Below are 14990 nucleotides of genomic sequence, written 5' to 3'. Positions count from 1 at the left end.
GAGCAGAATGAACCAGCAGAGCTTCGGCCAGCGAACGGCCCCGGACACCGGGTCAGGTCCGGGAGGCTCCGGATCCGCCGCCGGGGGACCAGGGCACCCGGCCCGCAACGCGGCAACGGGACAGGCTGCAGGACCCAAGGCTGCCTCCGGAAAGATCGACCCCAACGCCCACCAGGCGGTTCTGGGCCCGTTCACCGTGCGGGACCTGGCTGTCTTCGCCGGCACGCTGATTCTGTTCGTCGCGTCCCTGCTGCCCCTCTTCGGTACCCGCTACAACCTGTGGAACCTGAACAACCTGTTCTTCCTGGGGCTGGGCATCATCCTGCCGTTGATCGCCAGTGCATTGTTCGCTGCGCGCAGGCTCGCCCCGGCCACGAAAATCCGGGTGGGTTCGCTCTCCATTGACCAGTTCGCCTCCGTGGTGGCCTCTTTCGCCGTGGCTTTCTTCTTCCTGTCCGTTGCGGGCGGCTACGTGACGAGCCTGCTGGTCGGCCTGATCGGTTCACTGGTGCTGTTCGCTGCAACAGTCCTGGGGCGTTTCCTGCCGTATCTGTCCGGCGACTTCAAGGACCGGCCAGAGACCCCGGCCCATGTGGTTGCCCGGGAGGCAGCCGTTCCGACGCGGAAGCCGCGGGCACCCAAGGCGCCCAAGCCGGCGCCGGGACCCGGCGAGTCAAAGAGCGGCATCAAGGGCGCAGGGGTCTTCGGAGGCGCCGGTGCCGGTTCCTCGGCGGTCCAGCCCGGATCTGCCAGCCCGAGCCCTGAACCTGTCCGTTCGGCACCTGCGCCGGTCACCGCTGCCGTCCCGGTAGCTGCAGCTGGGACATCAAACGCGGGAACCGCCGGAGCCGCAGCTGCCGCTGCAGGAGCCGGTGCCGCGGCTGCCGCTTCCGCTGCCCACGGGCCTGCCGGGTCCGCGTCCGCGCCGGCCGCGCCCGCCCCCGAGTCCTCCGAGCGGACCCCTGAGGTGGACGCCGGCCCGCCTACCCAGGCAGCCGACGTCGTCCGTCCTGCCCCTGAGGTGGACGCTGGCCCGCCTACCCAGGCAGCCGACGTCGTCCATCCTGCCCCTGAGGTGGACGCCGGGGAGACCCGGCACGGGGACATCCCGGCGGCCAATGCTCCGCAGGCTGCGTGGGAGCCGCCCGCTGCCACCGCGGTACACCAGCAGGTTCATGCCGAACAGCCCATCGGTGCGACGGTGGACCCGGCCAGCCGCCACGATGAAACCGACGGGCAGCCGATCCACGAGGCCTTTTGGTTTGCCGTGGCCCAGCACCGCACCGCCTTCGACCCCCGCACCGGTGCGCCCGCGTTCGTGATCGAGCCCGGCGGCTGGGTGCTGGCGCTCGAGGACCGCGGCCACGAGTTCCTGGTGCAGCACACCGACGGACGGCTGGGCGTCCTGCGCGACCTCAGCAACATCGAGCGCGGCTGACGCCGGTGGCCGGGGCCCGCACCAAGACCGGCCAGGCCGCGGGGATGCCCGTGGTCTCGTCCGAATCAGTCCTTGCGCTGAAGCGGAGGGCGCGGCGCATCCACAGGGCCCTGGCCGAGAAATACCCGTACGCCCACGCGGAGCTGGACTTCCGGAACCCGTTCGAACTGCTCGTGGCCACCGTCCTGTCCGCCCAGACCACCGACGTCACGGTCAACCAGGTCACCAAGGTGCTGTTCGCACGCTGGCCTGATGCGCGTGCCCTGGCGGAGGCTGACCCCACGGAGCTTGAGGCCATCCTCAAGCCCACCGGGTTCTTCCGTGCCAAGGCGAAGAACGTCCAGGCGCTGTGCACGCGGCTGGTGGACGATTTTGACGGCGAGGTCCCGGGCCGGATGAAGGAACTGGTCACGCTGCCCGGTGTCGGGCGCAAGACGGCCAACGTGGTGCTCGCCAACGCTTTCGGCGTCCCGGGCATCTCGGTGGACACCCACTTTGCCCGGCTGGCCAAGCGGTTTGGCTGGACGCAGTCAGAGGATCCCGTGCAGATCGAACAGGACGTCGCGGAGCTGTTCGAGCGCCGGGACTGGACCATGCTGTCCCACCGGGTGATTTTCCATGGCCGCCGCGTCTGCCACGCCCGGAAACCGGCCTGCGGCGCCTGCCCGGTGGCCACCTGGTGCCCCAGTTACGGGCTGGGCGAAACCGACCCCGCCAAGGCAGCCAAGCTCCTCAAATACGAGCTTGCCCCCGGCAGCGAGGACCTGCTGGAGCAGTACCTGGCAGAGCAGCACCGCGCCGCGGAAATCCGGATGGCTTCCCAAAAGAGGACCCCGTGAGCGCACGCGAAGACCTCGCCGGACTGGTGCGGCGGGCTGAAACCGGGACGGCCGGGCCGCCTGATCCGCGCTGGGCGGCGTTGACGGTTGACGCGGCGCGGGCCCGCAGGGCCGCTGTCCTGATGCTTTTCGGCGTCCTTGACGACGTCCCCGCGGCGTCCGGCAAGCCGCTTGCTCCGGCGGACCTCGACGTCCTGCTCCTGGAACGCGCCCACACCCTGGGCTCCCACCCGGGCCAGGTGGCGTTTCCCGGCGGCGGCATCGACACCGGCGAAACTCCGGTGGCGGCTGCGCTCCGGGAAGCCGAAGAGGAAACAGGGCTTGATGCCGGCGGCGTTGAAGTTCTCGGAACGCTCCAGGAACTGGGCCTGGCGCACAGCAACTTCCTGGTGACGCCCGTCTTGGGATGGTGGCAGGCGCCCTCGCCGGTCCGGGTGGTGGATTACGGGGAATCCGCGCAGGTGTTCCGCGTGCCGGTCCGGGACCTGCTGGACCCGGACAACCGCGTGATGGCCACCGTCCACCGTGCGGGCCGCACCTTTGAGAGTCCCGCGTTCACCGTAAACGGCGTGGTGGTGTGGGGTTTCACCGGCATCGTGTTGAGCGGCCTCTTCGACCAGTTGGGCTGGTCGGTCCCGTGGGACCGGAACCGGCTCCATCCGATGGGGGTCTAGGCCTCGACCTACTGGCGCAGATCCACCACGATTCCAGTGGCTGCGTTCTCGCGCATGGCCTTGATGCCGTCCCGGAGCATGGTCAGTGACCTGAAGGTTGGCGACACGGCAACAGTGTTGCCCTCGGCATCGGTGAGCCGCAGCCGGTACGAGTCGTCGCCTGTGCGGTGTATTTCAAATCTTCCCGCCATGGACGGGGACCTCCCTGTTATGCGTCGTTGCATCAGCGTGTAGACCGGTCTGTTTCAGTCACCGCTCTTGACTGTAACCTCCGCCACCCTGCCCGTCGAGCTACTGCCGGGTAGGTTACCTTGCGTCTCGACGGCGGGTATTTGCCGACGTTCCCGGCCGCTACTTGGCGAGGTCGTATGAGTCGACGACGGCGAGGCTTACCGGGAACTCCACCGGGACCGGCCCGAACAGCAGTTCCTTCGCCGCAGCGGCGGATTCCTCGATGGCCGCGATGCAGGCGTCAACCCCGTCCGCGGGTGCATGCACCATCACCTCATCGTGCAGGAAGAAGACCAACTCGGCCCGGGCAGGGCTGCCGCCCCCGGCGGTTCCTGGCAGTTGCAGGGTGCGCAGCCGGCGTCGTAGTTCCGCAAGCCAGCATGCCGCCCAATCCGCTGCAGAGCCCTGGACCACGAAATTCCGGGTGAAGCGTCCGCGGGACCGGGCGATGGACTCAGCCCGCCGTTGTTCCTCCACCGAGGTGGAGCGCTGGCTCAAGAACCACCGCTCCGATGGCGGCGGGCTGCTGCGGCCCAGCCGGGTGGTCACCGTCCCGCCGGATTCACCCGCCCGCGCTGCCCGCTCCACAAAGCCAACGGCGCGGGGATAAGTGCGCGCCAGCTGCGGCATCAGCCGGCCCGCCTCGCCGGAGGTTGCCCCGTACATCGCGCCCAGCAGGGCCATTTTCGCCTTCGCCCGGTCCCCGCCGAAGCCTTTGGCGGCGATGCCGGCATACAAGTCCTGGTCCCGGGCGGCTTCAGCCATGGAGGAATCCTGCGCCAGGGCCACCAGGACGCGCGGTTCCAGCTGCGAGGCATCGGCAACGATCAGCTTGTAACCCGGGTCTGCGTGCACAGCCCCACGGACCTGCCGGGGAATCTGCAGCGCTCCGCCCCCACGGGATGCCCAGCGCCCGGAAACCACTCCGCCCACCACATACTCGGGGCGGAACCTGCCACCATCTACCCAGGCGTCGAGCCAGGACCAGCCGTTGGCGGTGTGGAGCCTGGAGAGCTTCTTGTATTCCAGCAGCGGCTCGATGACGGGGTGGCTGGATTCCCTGAGCTCCCATTTACGGGTGCTCTTGACCTCCACGCCGTTGCGGTGCAGCGCCCGCATCAGCTCCTGCGGCGAATCCGGGTTCAGCGCCGGTGAGTTGAGCAGGGTGCGCAGCTCCGCAGCCAGCGCCTCCAGCCGTTGCGGACGCTGGCCGGCGGGCGGGCGGGGGCCCAGGTGGTCCACCAGGATCTGTTCGTGCAGGTCCTCCCGCCACGGGACGCCGGCGTGCTGCATTTCGGCGGCTACCATGGCGGCTGCGGACTCCGCCGCGAGCAGTAATTGCAGGCGGTTCCGGCGGTTCTCCTCCGTTCCCACGGCCGCCAGGGCGGCCTGCTGGGCAGCGTACTCGGTACGGAGTTCATCGAGGCTCCACCCCGGGGCCGGTCCGGCGGCAGGTTCGTCGAACAGTGCGCCCTGGTCGGCGGGGGGACGCGGGGGGAGCAGGGCTTTCGGTGGCAGCAGGGGATCCTCCGCCGGAACCCTGTCGGTGTTTTTGGCGTAGTCGGTCTGGGCGCTGAACTGCGAGAAGGCCAGGATGTTGCCGCACAGCGTGAGGTCGTAGCAGCGCTCCACTTCCACGCCTGCGGTGAGCAGCGCGGGGTACCAGTCCTGCGTCCGGTGCCAGATCCAGCGGGGCGGCTGGCCGCCCGGGCGCCGCGCTTCCAATTCACGGACGACGCCGGCAAGGCCGCCGGGTGCCACCAGCTGCGGTTCGGGGTCGTCGGGTAAGGGGTGGCCGGCCTGCGTCAGTTCCTGCAGTGCCGCACCGCGGGGGTGGGCGGCAAGCAGCAGGTACATGTTCCCATTGTGCCCTGCCGGGAGCGGCGGCTTGGTTGTCCACATAGGGGAGGTGCCCCCTTAACTGCCTTTTGCTGCGGCGGCAGAGTGGCTGCATGAGCAGGCACCAGCTGAATGCACCGCACCCCGGGCCGGAGCAGGCCACGGATTCTTTCAGGCGCCCATCAGGCCGGGGGTCACCGCCCCGTGCTACGTCGCAGGAGTATCCCGCGTCCGGCGCCGCCTGGCTTCCGGACAGTTCGCTCCCGGCCGGTCCGGCACCCGATGGTGCCGGGGAGGTGCTGTTGGTGACCTCCTCCGCCGTCCTCCGCGCCGAGGTGGAGCGCATCGTGGCGGCCGCGGGCTCCCAATTGCGCGCTGTTCCGGACGCGGTGGAGGCCGGACGCTACTGGGACGCTGCCGCGGCCGTCCTGGTGGGCAGCGACGTGCGGGAACTGCCACCACGGCGGCGCACGCCCGCAGTCTTGGTGGGCCTGGACGGCGAGGGGGACAGTCTCTGGCACCTCGCCGCCGCACTGGGTGCCGAACGGGTTGCCGTGCTGCCCGATGCCGCTGCCTGGCTGGCGGACCACCTCAGCCGGTCACGCTCACCGGGCCCTGGCGGCCTGGTCCTTGGCATCACGGGTGGTTGCGGTGGGGCCGGCGCCACCACTGCCGCTATTTGGACAGCCCAGGCCGCGACCGGGCTGGGGGCGCGCGTGCTGCTGGTTGACGGGGACCCCTGGGGCGGGGGCATTGAGCTGGCACTCGCCGCCGAGGAAACCCCCGGACTGCGCTGGCCGGACCTGGCTGAGGCAAGGGGCAGCATCGACCCCGTCCAACTAGCCGACTCCCTGCCCGTGGCCGGAGGCTTCTCCTTCCTGTCCTGGCCCGCAACCCGGGAGCAGCCGTCCCCCGTCGCTGCGGCGGCCGCGGCAGGGGTGCTTGACGCTGCCCGCCGAGGCTATGAGCTGGTGGTCGTTGATGTGGGACGGGGTGCGGAGCCGCTCCGGACTGTGGCCTGGGACTGCGACCGGATCATGGTGGTGGTGCCTGCGCAACTGAGGGCAGCGGTGGCGGCGGTGCGGCTGCTCCAGGAACTCCCGCCGGTGGAAGCAGCCTTGCTGGTGCGCGGCCGGACAGGTGCGGCGCTGGACAGTTCCCTGATCGCTGATGCGGTCGGGCTGCCGGTACAGGGCCGGATGCCGGAGCTCCGGGCTGTTCCCGGAGCCATGGAGTCGGGCCGGCTGCTCGAGTTTGGGAAGCGGCGGGCAGTCCGGCATTTCGGCGCCACGGTGCTTGACTGGCTTGGCGAGGACCTGCAGGCGGGGGATGCAGCATGAGGCGCGCGACCGGTGGCTTTTCGAGTCCCGCCCCAGGGACCGTCAGCCCCGCTGGTTCCTCAGGCCTGGGCGAACGGCGCAGCGCGCGGATCCTCGAGTCAAGCCAGCCCGTCCGCCCGGAACGCGGAAGGGACGGTGCCGGACGTGGCCGCGTCGATTCAGGGCTGCTGGAGTCTGTCCGCGAATCGATGATGGCTGAGGCAGGGGCTGTGACACCGTCCCGCGTCGCCGCGGCCGTCCAGGCCACCGGCAAGCTGTTGGGCACCGCCGGAGCGCTCGCTGCGGTGGAACGGATCAGCGCTGAGCTCAACGGGCTGGGCCCATTGCAGGAACTCACCCGGGACCCCGCCGTCACGGACATCTTCGTGAACGCCCCCGATTCCGTATGGGTGGACCGCGGCGCCGGCATTGAACGCGTCCAGGTCGTGTTCGATGGCGAGTCCCAGCTGCGCTCGCTGGCCTGCCGGCTGGTGGCCGCCGGCGGCCGCCGGCTGGATGATGGTTCACCGTGTGTCGATGTCAGGCTTGCCGGCGGCTACCGTGTCCATGCCGTGTTGCCGCCGGTTTCCACGTCCGGGACGCTGCTGAGCGTCCGGATCCGCAGGGAGAGGGTCTTCTCCATGGGGGAGCTGCGGATGGGCGGCATGTTCACCCAGCGGGTGCAGGACGTGCTGGAAGGGATTCTGGCAGGACGGTTGAGCTTCCTGGTCAGTGGCGCCACAGGCTCCGGGAAAACCACGCTGCTGTCCACCCTGCTGGGCCTGTGTCCACCGGATGAGCGGCTGGTCCTGATCGAGGATGCGGCGGAACTCAACCCGGTCCACCCCCACGTGGTGGCCCTCGAATCGCGCCACGGAAACCTTGAAGGCGGCGGCGCCGTTGACCTGGGGGAGCTGGTCCGCCAGGCCCTGCGCATGCGCCCGGACAGGCTGGTGGTGGGGGAGTGCCGCGGCGCCGAAGTCCGCGAGCTCCTGACCGCGATGAACACCGGGCACAGCGGTGGCGGCGGAACCATCCACGCGAACACGGCCGCCGCCGTCCCCGCCCGGCTCAACGCGCTGGGGGCACTCGCCGGCCTGGGTCCGGAGGCCGTCCGCCTCCAGGCCGCCAGCGCCCTTGACGTCGTCATCCACGTCGGCAGGACGCCGAGGGGCAGGGAAATCCAGTGCATCGGACTCATTGCCGATGGGCCGCAGGGACTGGCCGTGCTGCCGGCCGTCGGGGAGTCGGGTGTCCCGGGTCCGGCCTGGCCGGTGCTCGCTGCCCGGCTGGGAATGGATGCCGGGGGTTACCAGTGACGCTTCTCCTCACCGTGCTCCTGTCCTGCGCCGTGCTGTTACTTCTCAGGCCTTCCCTGGATGCTGCTTCCAGGCTGCGCACTGCAACGGGCAACAGGACCAGGGCGTCCAACTCCGGGACGGGCCGGGCGTTGCCGTGGGGCAAGGCTGCACGCGGCCGCACGGCGGCAGGGGGCCCGGGCCTGACCCTCATAGTGCAGCAGCTGGCGGCGCTCCTGCGGGGCGGCCGGACGCCTGCACGGCTGTGGGACGAGCTGTGGATGGTTTACGGCACGGGTCGTGACGCAAACCGGCGCCCCGGGGCCGCACCCCTGCCCAGTGCGGTGCAATCCAGCCCGGGGCCCTCCGGTGCAGTTCGCTCTGGCTCGGTGCCCTCCGGACCGGTCCTGACGGAGGGTTCCGCTGCCGTCCTGGCTTCCGCGCGGTCCGCTGCCGCAACTGGGGCATTCGTTTCGGAAACCATCCGCCGGGCGGTATCCACGGCACTCCCGGCCCGGGGAAGCGAAGCAAGAACCTGGCTGCAGCTTGCCGCTTGCTTTGACATCGCCGAGGCCAGCGGTTGTCCGCTCGCCGACGTGCTGACCCGGTTCGCGGCCCAGCTGGAAGCGGAGGATGATGCAGACGCGGCCCGCCAAACGGCGCTCGCCGGTCCCAAGGCAACCGTCCGGCTCCTGACCTGGCTTCCCTTGATGGGCCTTGGACTCGGCGCCGCCCTGGGCGTGGATCCGCTGGCTACCCTGCTGGGGACACCCCTCGGACTGGCCGCGCTGATCGGCGGGGTGGTCCTCACTGCCGCGGGAAGGGCCTGGTCCGCCAAGCTGGTTTCTGCCGCTGCCGGGCCAGGGATGCCGTGACTACGGGTTGGGCGCCGGGCCTGGCCTTGTTCCTGATGCTCGCGGCCGGGGCGTGGCTCGCTTGTTCCAACCAAACCATGCCACGCCAGCGGCTCCACCGGCTGTTTCCTGCCGGTGCCAGGGCCCAGCAGGAAACAGGTGCAAAGAAGGCATCAGCCCGTGACTGTATCGGACTGAAGGACACAGCCATGATGCTCGAACTCGTGGCCGCGATGCTGGATGCCGGCGCCGGAATTGGCCGGTCCCTCGACTTGGTGGCCGCATCGGCGGCTCCCCAGTACCGGGACGCGCTGCGGCCGGTGGTCTCAGCGCTCGCTATCGGCGCCGACTGGCACACGGCCTGGCGCAGTTCCGCAGTCCGGCTCCCCGAAATCCTGGAGCTGCGGGACGCCCTCGGCTTCGCTGCACTGACAGGTGCGCCGTCATCGGCAATCCTGTATGCCCAAGCCGCAAGGCTTCGCCGGGAACGCTTCCGGGAGGCCGAAAAGCGGGCAGCTTCACTGGGCGTGAAGCTGGTGATACCCCTTGGCCTTTGCTCACTGCCCGCCTTCATCTGCCTTGGCGTCGTTCCGGTACTGCTGGCACTGGTGCCGTCCGGGTCCTAGGCATCGCTTTGCGACCGCGCGTCCCCGGACCACCCGTCCCCCGCCCCGCACGTTCCGTGCCCCGCACGTTCCGTGCCCCGCACGTTCCTCCGCGGCGCGTCACCCGTGCCACACGTCCTCCGTGCCACACGTTCCTCCCGCGGCGCGTCCTCCGAGCCACACGTCCCTTCCTCCACAGCGGCGGAGAGGCACGGCTTATCCACTTAGCCTACCCCCTCACTTACCGGCAACTGCTGCGCCGGGAAGAGTCAGGAGCGCCGGGACACTGCCGGCATCATCGGAAAGGAAACCAGATGTCCATCAATAACTACCGCCGCAACTACTCCGCCCGTACTTCCGCTGTGGCTGCTCCCGGCCAGACGCCAAAGGGACGGACCGGCAACCGTGGCCGCACCTCCGGGACACCGTACTCGCAAGCTACCGCGGTCGTGGCGGCCGCATCCGTTCCAGGCACATTCGCTCTCCAGGTACCGGCAACGGGGTTGCCCTCCGCAGCAGCCACGTTGGCACGGCCGGGAAACGTGGTGGAGCTCTATCCCGAAGCGGGCACCAGTACCGGAACCAGAACCCGGCCCGGAGCGGGAGCCGGAGTGGTTGCCGCCAGGGCCCGGCGCAGGGTACGGCAGATGGGCTCCGAAGCCGGCATGGCCACAGCAGAATACGCCATAGCGACCCTGGCCGCCGTGGGATTCGCCGGGCTGTTGGTGTTCATCCTCCGCAGCGACGAGGTGCGTGGTTTCCTCCTCAACCTCATCCGCACGGCCTTGGCCCTGCCGTGACCCGTTCGGCAGTCGCACTGGCGCCACGGAAGCCGCCGGCAGCGGTGGACTCCACAGCGGCCAGCGTCAACGGTGACCCGGAACCGGCGGGCAGGACCGTGAACGCCCGGGGCGCCGTCACGGCCGAGTTCGCCGTGGTGCTGCCCGCCGTGCTCGGACTGCTGGCCATGCTGCTGGCAGGGGCGGCCGCGGGCATGACGCAGCTTCGGATCGAAGAGGGGGCCCGGGCCGGCGCCAGGGCCCTGGCCCGCGGCGAGGACCCCGCAGCGGTCGAACAGACCGTCAGGACGCTAGCCGGCGGTTCGGCATCCGTCTCAGTCTCGGCCGATGCCGGATGGTTCAACGTCACAGTCACTGACCGGGTCCCGGGCCCACTCGGTTCTTCGATTCCGTGGACCCTCACCGCCCGCGCTTCCACCCGCAGCGAGACCCCCGGGGCCGGCGCTGCCGGCGCGGGCCAAAGCTCGACCGTTGCCGGAGTCTTCAGGTGAGGCAAACCTTTCCGGATGGCCGTGAACGAGGCTCAGGGACAGTCCTTGCGGCTGGACTGGCACTGGTGGTCATTACGGCCATGGCTGCCATGCTGCTGCTTGCCCAGGCCGCGGTGCTCGCCGGCAGGGCCGCGACGGCAGCGGACCTCGCAGCCCTCGCAGGGGCGGATGCCCTCCGCGGCATCACCACGGGGGATCCGTGCACGGTCGCCGCCGAAGTGGCAGCCCGCCACGCTGCGGCGGTACTGAGCTGCTCCGAGGGCTCGGGACAGACTGTTCAAGTGCTGACTGAGCTCGCCGAACGGCCGCTCCTGGGGGCCGCGACCGGACGGGCCCGGGCAGGTCCTCCGCCATAGGGAGACACGGATCCCGGGCCGATATCAGCTCCGGGCTTCCAGGTCCACCGGAGTGGCCTCCGTGGCGTCCGTGAGCAGCACGTCCAGCAGGGTGACGGCCGCCCCCTTGTCCAGCGGGTTGTTCTTGTTGCCGCACTTAGGGGACTGGACACAGGACGGGCAACCAGCTTCGCATTCGCAGGCCTTGATGGCATCGCGGGTTGCCGCCAGCCAGACCATGGCTTTGTCGAACCCCCGTTCGGCAAAGCCGGCTCCACCGGGGTGCCCGTCATAGACGAATATGGTGGGCACCCCGGTGTCGGCATGCAGGGCAGTGGACACCCCGCCGATGTCCCACCGGTCGCTGGACGCCACCAGCGGCAGGAGTCCTATGGCGGCGTGCTCCGCGGCGTGCAGCGCCCCCGGGAACTGCGCCTCGATGAGGCCGGCACCCGTCAGCGAACGGTTGTCCACGACGAACCACACTGCCTTCGTAAAGAGGTCCCGGGCGCCCAACTCCAGCGGCTCCTCGCCCAGGACCTCATTGGAAATCAAAGCCTTGCGCTGGAAGGAGACAACCTGGGTGGTCACCTTCACGTCGCCGAAGTGGACGGTCACGTCCCCCCACTGCATGGTCCTCAGGGTCTCCAAGACCTCGATCTGGGTCACGTCCCGGGCCGTGGTGTAGTAGTCCGGGTTGGCCCGGCGGACCATGACGCAGTGGTCGCCCTCGTTCAGGTCCTCCACCACGTACGTGTCGCCTTGGTGGACATACACCGCACCGGTGTGGGCCTGGTAGTGGGTCTGCGGCGAGTCCATGGTGCCAAGGAGGGATCCGGTCTCGGCGTCGACGATGCTCACTGGGCCACCCCCGTCCGCGCGGAGGTTGACCATCCCCGCTGCACTTTGCGGGTGCGTCCAGAACCAGCCCGCGGGCCGCCGCCGAAGATAGCCCTGGGACACCAGCCGGTCCAGGAGCCTTTCAGCGGCAGGCCCAAAGAGCTCCAGCCCGGCCGGGCCCAGCGGCAGTTCAGCTGCCGCCGCGCACAGGTGCGGTCCCAGCACGTAAGGGTTGGAGGGGTCGAAGACCGTTGCTTCCACCGACACGTCGAAGATGGCCTCGGGGTGGTTTACCAGAAAAGTGTCCAGGGGGTCGTCGCTGGCTACAAAGGCGGCAATGGCGTCCTGGCCTGCCCGGCCGGCCCTGCCGATCTGCTGGAACAGCGATGCCCGCGTGCCCGGCCAGCCGGCCACCAGGACGGCGTCCAGGCCCGAGATGTCGATCCCGAGCTCCAACGCGGACGTGCTGGAAACGCCTAGCAGCTGGCCCGACCGGAGGGCTTTCTCCACGGCCCGGCGTTCCTCCGGCAGGTACCCGGAACGGTACGCGGCGACCCGTTGCGGCAGGCTAGGGTCCACCTCGTCAAGGAGGCGCTTGGTGATGGCCGAGATGGTCTCCGCCCCCCGGCGGGACTTGATAAAGGCGATGGTGCGGATCCGGGCGGACACCAGGTTGGCCAGCAAGTCCGAGGTTTCGGCCACGGCCGTGCGCCGCTCCTTGGCACCGTTCTCACCCCTGACCTCGGTCAGTGCCGGCTCCCACAATGCCACGGTGGTGGCCCCGTGGGGGGAGCAGTCGCGGGACACTGCTTTGACGGGCGCACCGATGAGGCGGGAGAAAGAGACATCGGGCTCGGAAGCGGTGGCGGAGGCGGCAATGAACACCGGCTCGGGAAATGCGGTTCCGGCCCCGTAGTACGCGCAGATCCGGCGGAGGCGCCGCATCAGGTTGGCCACGTGCGAACCGAATACGCCCCGGTAACTGTGTGCTTCGTCCACGATGACGTAGCGGAGCCGCCGGAAGAAACCGGCCCACCACGCGTGGTTGGGGAGGATGCCAAAGTGCAGCATGTCCGGGTTGGCGAGGATGAAGTTGGCGTGGTCACGGATCCACCGGCGCGCGGAGGGATCTGTGTCGCCGTCGTAGGTTTCCGCCCGGACGGTTGGCAGCTTCAGGGCGCGAATGGCGTTCAGCTGGTCCGCCGCCAGCGCCTTGGTGGGGGAGAGGTAAAGGGTGACGGCGCCGTCGTCGTGGATCCTGCCCGGGTCCGCAAGCACGCGCAGCTCGGACCGGTGGATCGCATCCAGCGCCGGCAGCTGGTACGCCAGGGACTTGCCGGACGCCGTGCCGGTAGCCACCACAACATGCTGGCCCGAATGCGCGGCCTCGGCCGCGTCCACCTGGTGCCGGTACGGTTCGCGGATACCCAACGACCCGTAGGCCGCCGCAATATCCGGATGGACCCAATCAGGCCAGGGCGCGTGGATTGCCTCCCGCGCCGGTATGGTGCGGACATGACGCAGCTGCTCCGGTTCCGGGCCGCGGCCCAGCAAGGGAATCAGGGAGTCATGGGGGTTCACCCCACCATTCTTCCATTCGGCACCGGACCCCTGCTCCCGGTTCGCCGACGGGAAAACCGCAGGGCGCCCCCGGGGGAGCGGTTCAGCTCAGCGAGAGGTCCGCTCCGTCATGGGACGCCGACAGCATCAGGACCCTGGCCACCGTGGTCCAGCCAAGATGCGAGTAGAGCTTCTGCCCGTCCAGCGACGCCAGCAGCAGGCCGGTACGGACATCGTGCCCGAAGGCCTGCGCCGCCAACGCGCGCATGATGAAACTGCCCAGGCCCCTGCGCTGGAACGCCGGCTCCGTGATGATCTTGTCGAACACGGCGGTGTCACCCACCACGAACACCCGGCCACTGGCCGCGATCGCGTCACCGGAGCGGACCTCCGCGTAATGGACGCCCTCCTGTTCGAACGTGGACAGGCTCAGGTCGTCGTCGGAAAGCCACGGGTCTTCGGCGTCCTGCGTCTCCATGTCCACAATCATCATGGTCTGCGAATCTGACGTGACGTTGAGTCCTTGCCGGGCCGCCAGCGCCGCGTACCGGGAGGGATCGTTGGTGAGGATGGTCAGAATCCGGGCGGGGGATTCGGCCGTCCTGGCCGCGAGGGTGGCGAACTCGTCATCGGTGGGTTCAGACGCAAAAATCTCCCACTCCCCGCTGGTGTCAGCGCGGAGCGCGGCGGGGAAGCGGCCCTCCTTGGAGGTCCGGTAGCCGCGACATCCGGCCCAGCCGGCGACCCACACTTCGAGCAGGCCAGTGATGTCTTCAACCAGGGTTTCCGGGCTCATGCCAAGAACACTATTCCAGCCCGATCGGAAGCAACAGAGGAGGCGGCAGTGCTTATGCAATTGTGATCAGCGCCGGGCCCGGCCTGTCGGTGCCACGCCGGGGAGGCGCAAACGCAGCCGGTACCCTTAAATACGTGGCTTTGAACAAGATTGTGCTCTTTTACGGTTTTACCCCCATTGCAGACCCGGAAGCCGTCCGCCTGTGGCAGCGTGCCCTGTGCGAAAAGCTGGGACTGACCGGCCGCATCATCATTTCCAAGGACGGGATCAACGCCACCGTGGGCGGGGAAATCGGTGCAGTTAAGCAGTACGTGAAGACCACGCGGGAGTACGCAGGGTTCCGGGACATCGACGTCAAATGGTCCGATGGCGGCGCGGCGGACTTCCCGCGGCTCAGCGTGAAAGTGCGGGACGAAATCGTCTCCTTCGGCGCGCCGGGAGAACTCAGGGTCGACGCCGGGGGCGTAGTGGGCGGCGGGAAGCACCTGAAGCCGGAGCAGCTGCACGAACTCGTTGACGCCAGGAAGAAGGACGGCGAGGACGTGGTCTTCTTCGACGGCCGGAACGCCTTCGAGGCCCAGATCGGCCGGTTCAAGGACGCAGTGGTACCGGACGTCGCCACCACGCACGACTTCATCAAGGAGCTGGAATCCGGCAAGTACGACTCCCTGAAGGACAAGCCGGTGGTGACCTACTGCACCGGGGGCATCCGCTGCGAGGTGCTGTCCAGCCTCATGGTGAACCGCGGCTTCAAAGAGGTGTACCAGCTGGACGGCGGCATTGTCCGCTACGGAGAGGCGTTCAAGGACCAGGGCCTCTGGGAAGGGTCGCTCTACGTCTTTGACAAGCGCATGCACCTGGAGTTCAGCGAAGACGCTAAGACCATTGGCCGGTGCGCCCGGTGTTCGGCGCCAACCAGCAAATTCGAGAACTGTTCCAACCCGAGTTGCCGCACCTTGACGCTTTACTGCGCCGATTGCGCCGCGAGCCCGGAGACGCTCCGCTGCCCGGACGGCTGCGCCGCGGCCTGACCTCCTACCCTGACCCCCGCCCTGGGCGGCCACAGGCCTC

General features: G+C 69.1%; 15 protein-coding genes. 11 read left to right on the top strand and 4 right to left on the bottom strand.

Features of this window, described 5'->3' with window-relative positions; translation table 11 throughout:
* Nucleotides 1–7 precede the first annotated feature (7 nt).
* From ACFVTD_RS04810 to ACFVTD_RS04800, 3 genes are read left to right on the top strand one after another with little or no spacing between them, the layout of a single operon-like run.
* The gene (locus ACFVTD_RS04810; RefSeq protein WP_387558782.1) at nt 8–1438 is read left to right on the top strand and encodes a hypothetical protein; all 1431 of its coding nucleotides are present in this window, start codon (nt 8–10) and stop codon (nt 1436–1438) included.
* A 44-nt stretch (nt 1439–1482) separates the two neighbouring features.
* Nucleotides 1483–2277: an endonuclease III gene (gene nth / locus ACFVTD_RS04805; protein ID WP_387558988.1), complete on the top strand. Its 795-nt coding sequence runs from the start codon at nt 1483–1485 to the stop codon at nt 2275–2277.
* Entirely contained in the window at nt 2274–2951 is a 678-nt protein-coding gene (locus tag ACFVTD_RS04800; RefSeq protein ID WP_387558779.1) for an NUDIX hydrolase, read from the top strand. The genes nth and ACFVTD_RS04800 overlap by 4 nt, the downstream gene beginning before the upstream one ends.
* Before the next feature lie 8 nt (nt 2952–2959).
* Here the strand turns inward: ACFVTD_RS04800 and ACFVTD_RS04795 are convergent, their stop codons facing one another.
* The gene (locus ACFVTD_RS04795; protein ID WP_387558776.1) at nt 2960–3142 is read right to left on the bottom strand and encodes a YegP family protein; all 183 of its coding nucleotides are present in this window, start codon (nt 3140–3142) and stop codon (nt 2960–2962) included.
* Between the two features lie 160 nt (nt 3143–3302).
* Nucleotides 3303–5039, bottom strand: a complete 1737-nt coding sequence (locus tag ACFVTD_RS04790) for a bifunctional 3'-5' exonuclease/DNA polymerase (RefSeq protein WP_387558773.1) — start codon at nt 5037–5039, stop codon at nt 3303–3305.
* 287 nt (nt 5040–5326) lie between these two features.
* Between ACFVTD_RS04790 and ssd the strand changes: the two genes are divergently transcribed.
* The 7 genes from ssd to ACFVTD_RS04755 all read left to right on the top strand — a co-directional run bounded on the left by ssd (nt 5327) and on the right by ACFVTD_RS04755 (nt 10744).
* The gene (ssd, locus tag ACFVTD_RS04785) at nt 5327–6361 is read left to right on the top strand and encodes a septum site-determining protein Ssd (protein WP_387558985.1); all 1035 of its coding nucleotides are present in this window, start codon (nt 5327–5329) and stop codon (nt 6359–6361) included.
* On the top strand, nt 6358–7659 hold the full coding sequence (locus tag ACFVTD_RS04780; RefSeq protein ID WP_387558770.1) for a TadA family conjugal transfer-associated ATPase: 1302 nt from the start codon (nt 6358–6360) through the stop codon (nt 7657–7659). The genes ssd and ACFVTD_RS04780 overlap by 4 nt, the downstream gene beginning before the upstream one ends.
* A complete protein-coding gene (locus ACFVTD_RS04775; RefSeq protein ID WP_387558767.1) occupies nt 7656–8513 on the top strand; it encodes a type II secretion system F family protein in 858 nt (285 codons plus the stop codon). The genes ACFVTD_RS04780 and ACFVTD_RS04775 overlap by 4 nt, the downstream gene beginning before the upstream one ends.
* Nucleotides 8510–9118: a type II secretion system F family protein gene (locus ACFVTD_RS04770; RefSeq protein ID WP_387558764.1), complete on the top strand. Its 609-nt coding sequence runs from the start codon at nt 8510–8512 to the stop codon at nt 9116–9118. The genes ACFVTD_RS04775 and ACFVTD_RS04770 overlap by 4 nt, the downstream gene beginning before the upstream one ends.
* Before the next feature lie 293 nt (nt 9119–9411).
* The gene (locus ACFVTD_RS04765) at nt 9412–9897 is read left to right on the top strand and encodes a DUF4244 domain-containing protein (protein ID WP_387558761.1); all 486 of its coding nucleotides are present in this window, start codon (nt 9412–9414) and stop codon (nt 9895–9897) included.
* A 98-nt stretch (nt 9898–9995) separates the two neighbouring features.
* Nucleotides 9996–10388, top strand: a complete 393-nt coding sequence (locus tag ACFVTD_RS04760; RefSeq protein ID WP_387558982.1) for a TadE family type IV pilus minor pilin — start codon at nt 9996–9998, stop codon at nt 10386–10388.
* Nucleotides 10385–10744 (top strand): Rv3654c family TadE-like protein, encoded by a 360-nt coding sequence (locus ACFVTD_RS04755; RefSeq protein WP_387558758.1) that lies wholly within the window; start codon nt 10385–10387, stop codon nt 10742–10744. The genes ACFVTD_RS04760 and ACFVTD_RS04755 overlap by 4 nt, the downstream gene beginning before the upstream one ends.
* 24 nt (nt 10745–10768) lie before the next feature.
* Here the strand turns inward: ACFVTD_RS04755 and ACFVTD_RS04750 are convergent, their stop codons facing one another.
* Both ACFVTD_RS04750 and ACFVTD_RS04745 read right to left on the bottom strand, forming a co-directional pair.
* The gene (locus ACFVTD_RS04750) at nt 10769–13144 is read right to left on the bottom strand and encodes a DEAD/DEAH box helicase (RefSeq protein WP_387558755.1); all 2376 of its coding nucleotides are present in this window, start codon (nt 13142–13144) and stop codon (nt 10769–10771) included.
* Nucleotides 13145–13226: 82 nt separating this feature from the next.
* On the bottom strand, nt 13227–13919 hold the full coding sequence (locus ACFVTD_RS04745; protein ID WP_387558752.1) for a GNAT family N-acetyltransferase: 693 nt from the start codon (nt 13917–13919) through the stop codon (nt 13227–13229).
* Between the two features lie 134 nt (nt 13920–14053).
* Between ACFVTD_RS04745 and ACFVTD_RS04740 the strand changes: the two genes are divergently transcribed.
* Nucleotides 14054–14950 carry a rhodanese-related sulfurtransferase gene (locus tag ACFVTD_RS04740; RefSeq protein WP_387558749.1) on the top strand — a complete coding sequence of 299 codons (897 nt, stop codon included), beginning with the start codon at nt 14054–14056 and terminating at the stop codon, nt 14948–14950.
* Nucleotides 14951–14990: the final 40 nt, after the last annotated feature.

This window comes from Pseudarthrobacter sp. NPDC058119, assembly GCF_042884655.1.
Taxonomy (GTDB): domain Bacteria; phylum Actinomycetota; class Actinomycetes; order Actinomycetales; family Micrococcaceae; genus Arthrobacter.
The sequence above is the reverse complement of the archived record's forward strand: the minus strand, read 5'-3'. Positions and strand labels throughout refer to the sequence as shown.

Coding starts and splice junctions, on each gene's coding strand:
- ACFVTD_RS04810 (WP_387558782.1), top strand. CDS start 8: ATGAACCAGCAGAGCTTCGGCCAGCGAACGGCCCCGGACACCGGGTCA.
- nth (WP_387558988.1), top strand. CDS start 1,483: ATGCCCGTGGTCTCGTCCGAATCAGTCCTTGCGCTGAAGCGGAGGGCG.
- ACFVTD_RS04795 (WP_387558776.1), bottom strand. CDS start 3,142: ATGGCGGGAAGATTTGAAATACACCGCACAGGCGACGACTCGTACCGG.
- ACFVTD_RS04790 (WP_387558773.1), bottom strand. CDS start 5,039: ATGTACCTGCTGCTTGCCGCCCACCCCCGCGGTGCGGCACTGCAGGAA.
- ACFVTD_RS04780 (WP_387558770.1), top strand. CDS start 6,358: ATGAGGCGCGCGACCGGTGGCTTTTCGAGTCCCGCCCCAGGGACCGTC.
- ACFVTD_RS04765 (WP_387558761.1), top strand. CDS start 9,412: ATGTCCATCAATAACTACCGCCGCAACTACTCCGCCCGTACTTCCGCT.
- ACFVTD_RS04745 (WP_387558752.1), bottom strand. CDS start 13,919: ATGAGCCCGGAAACCCTGGTTGAAGACATCACTGGCCTGCTCGAAGTG.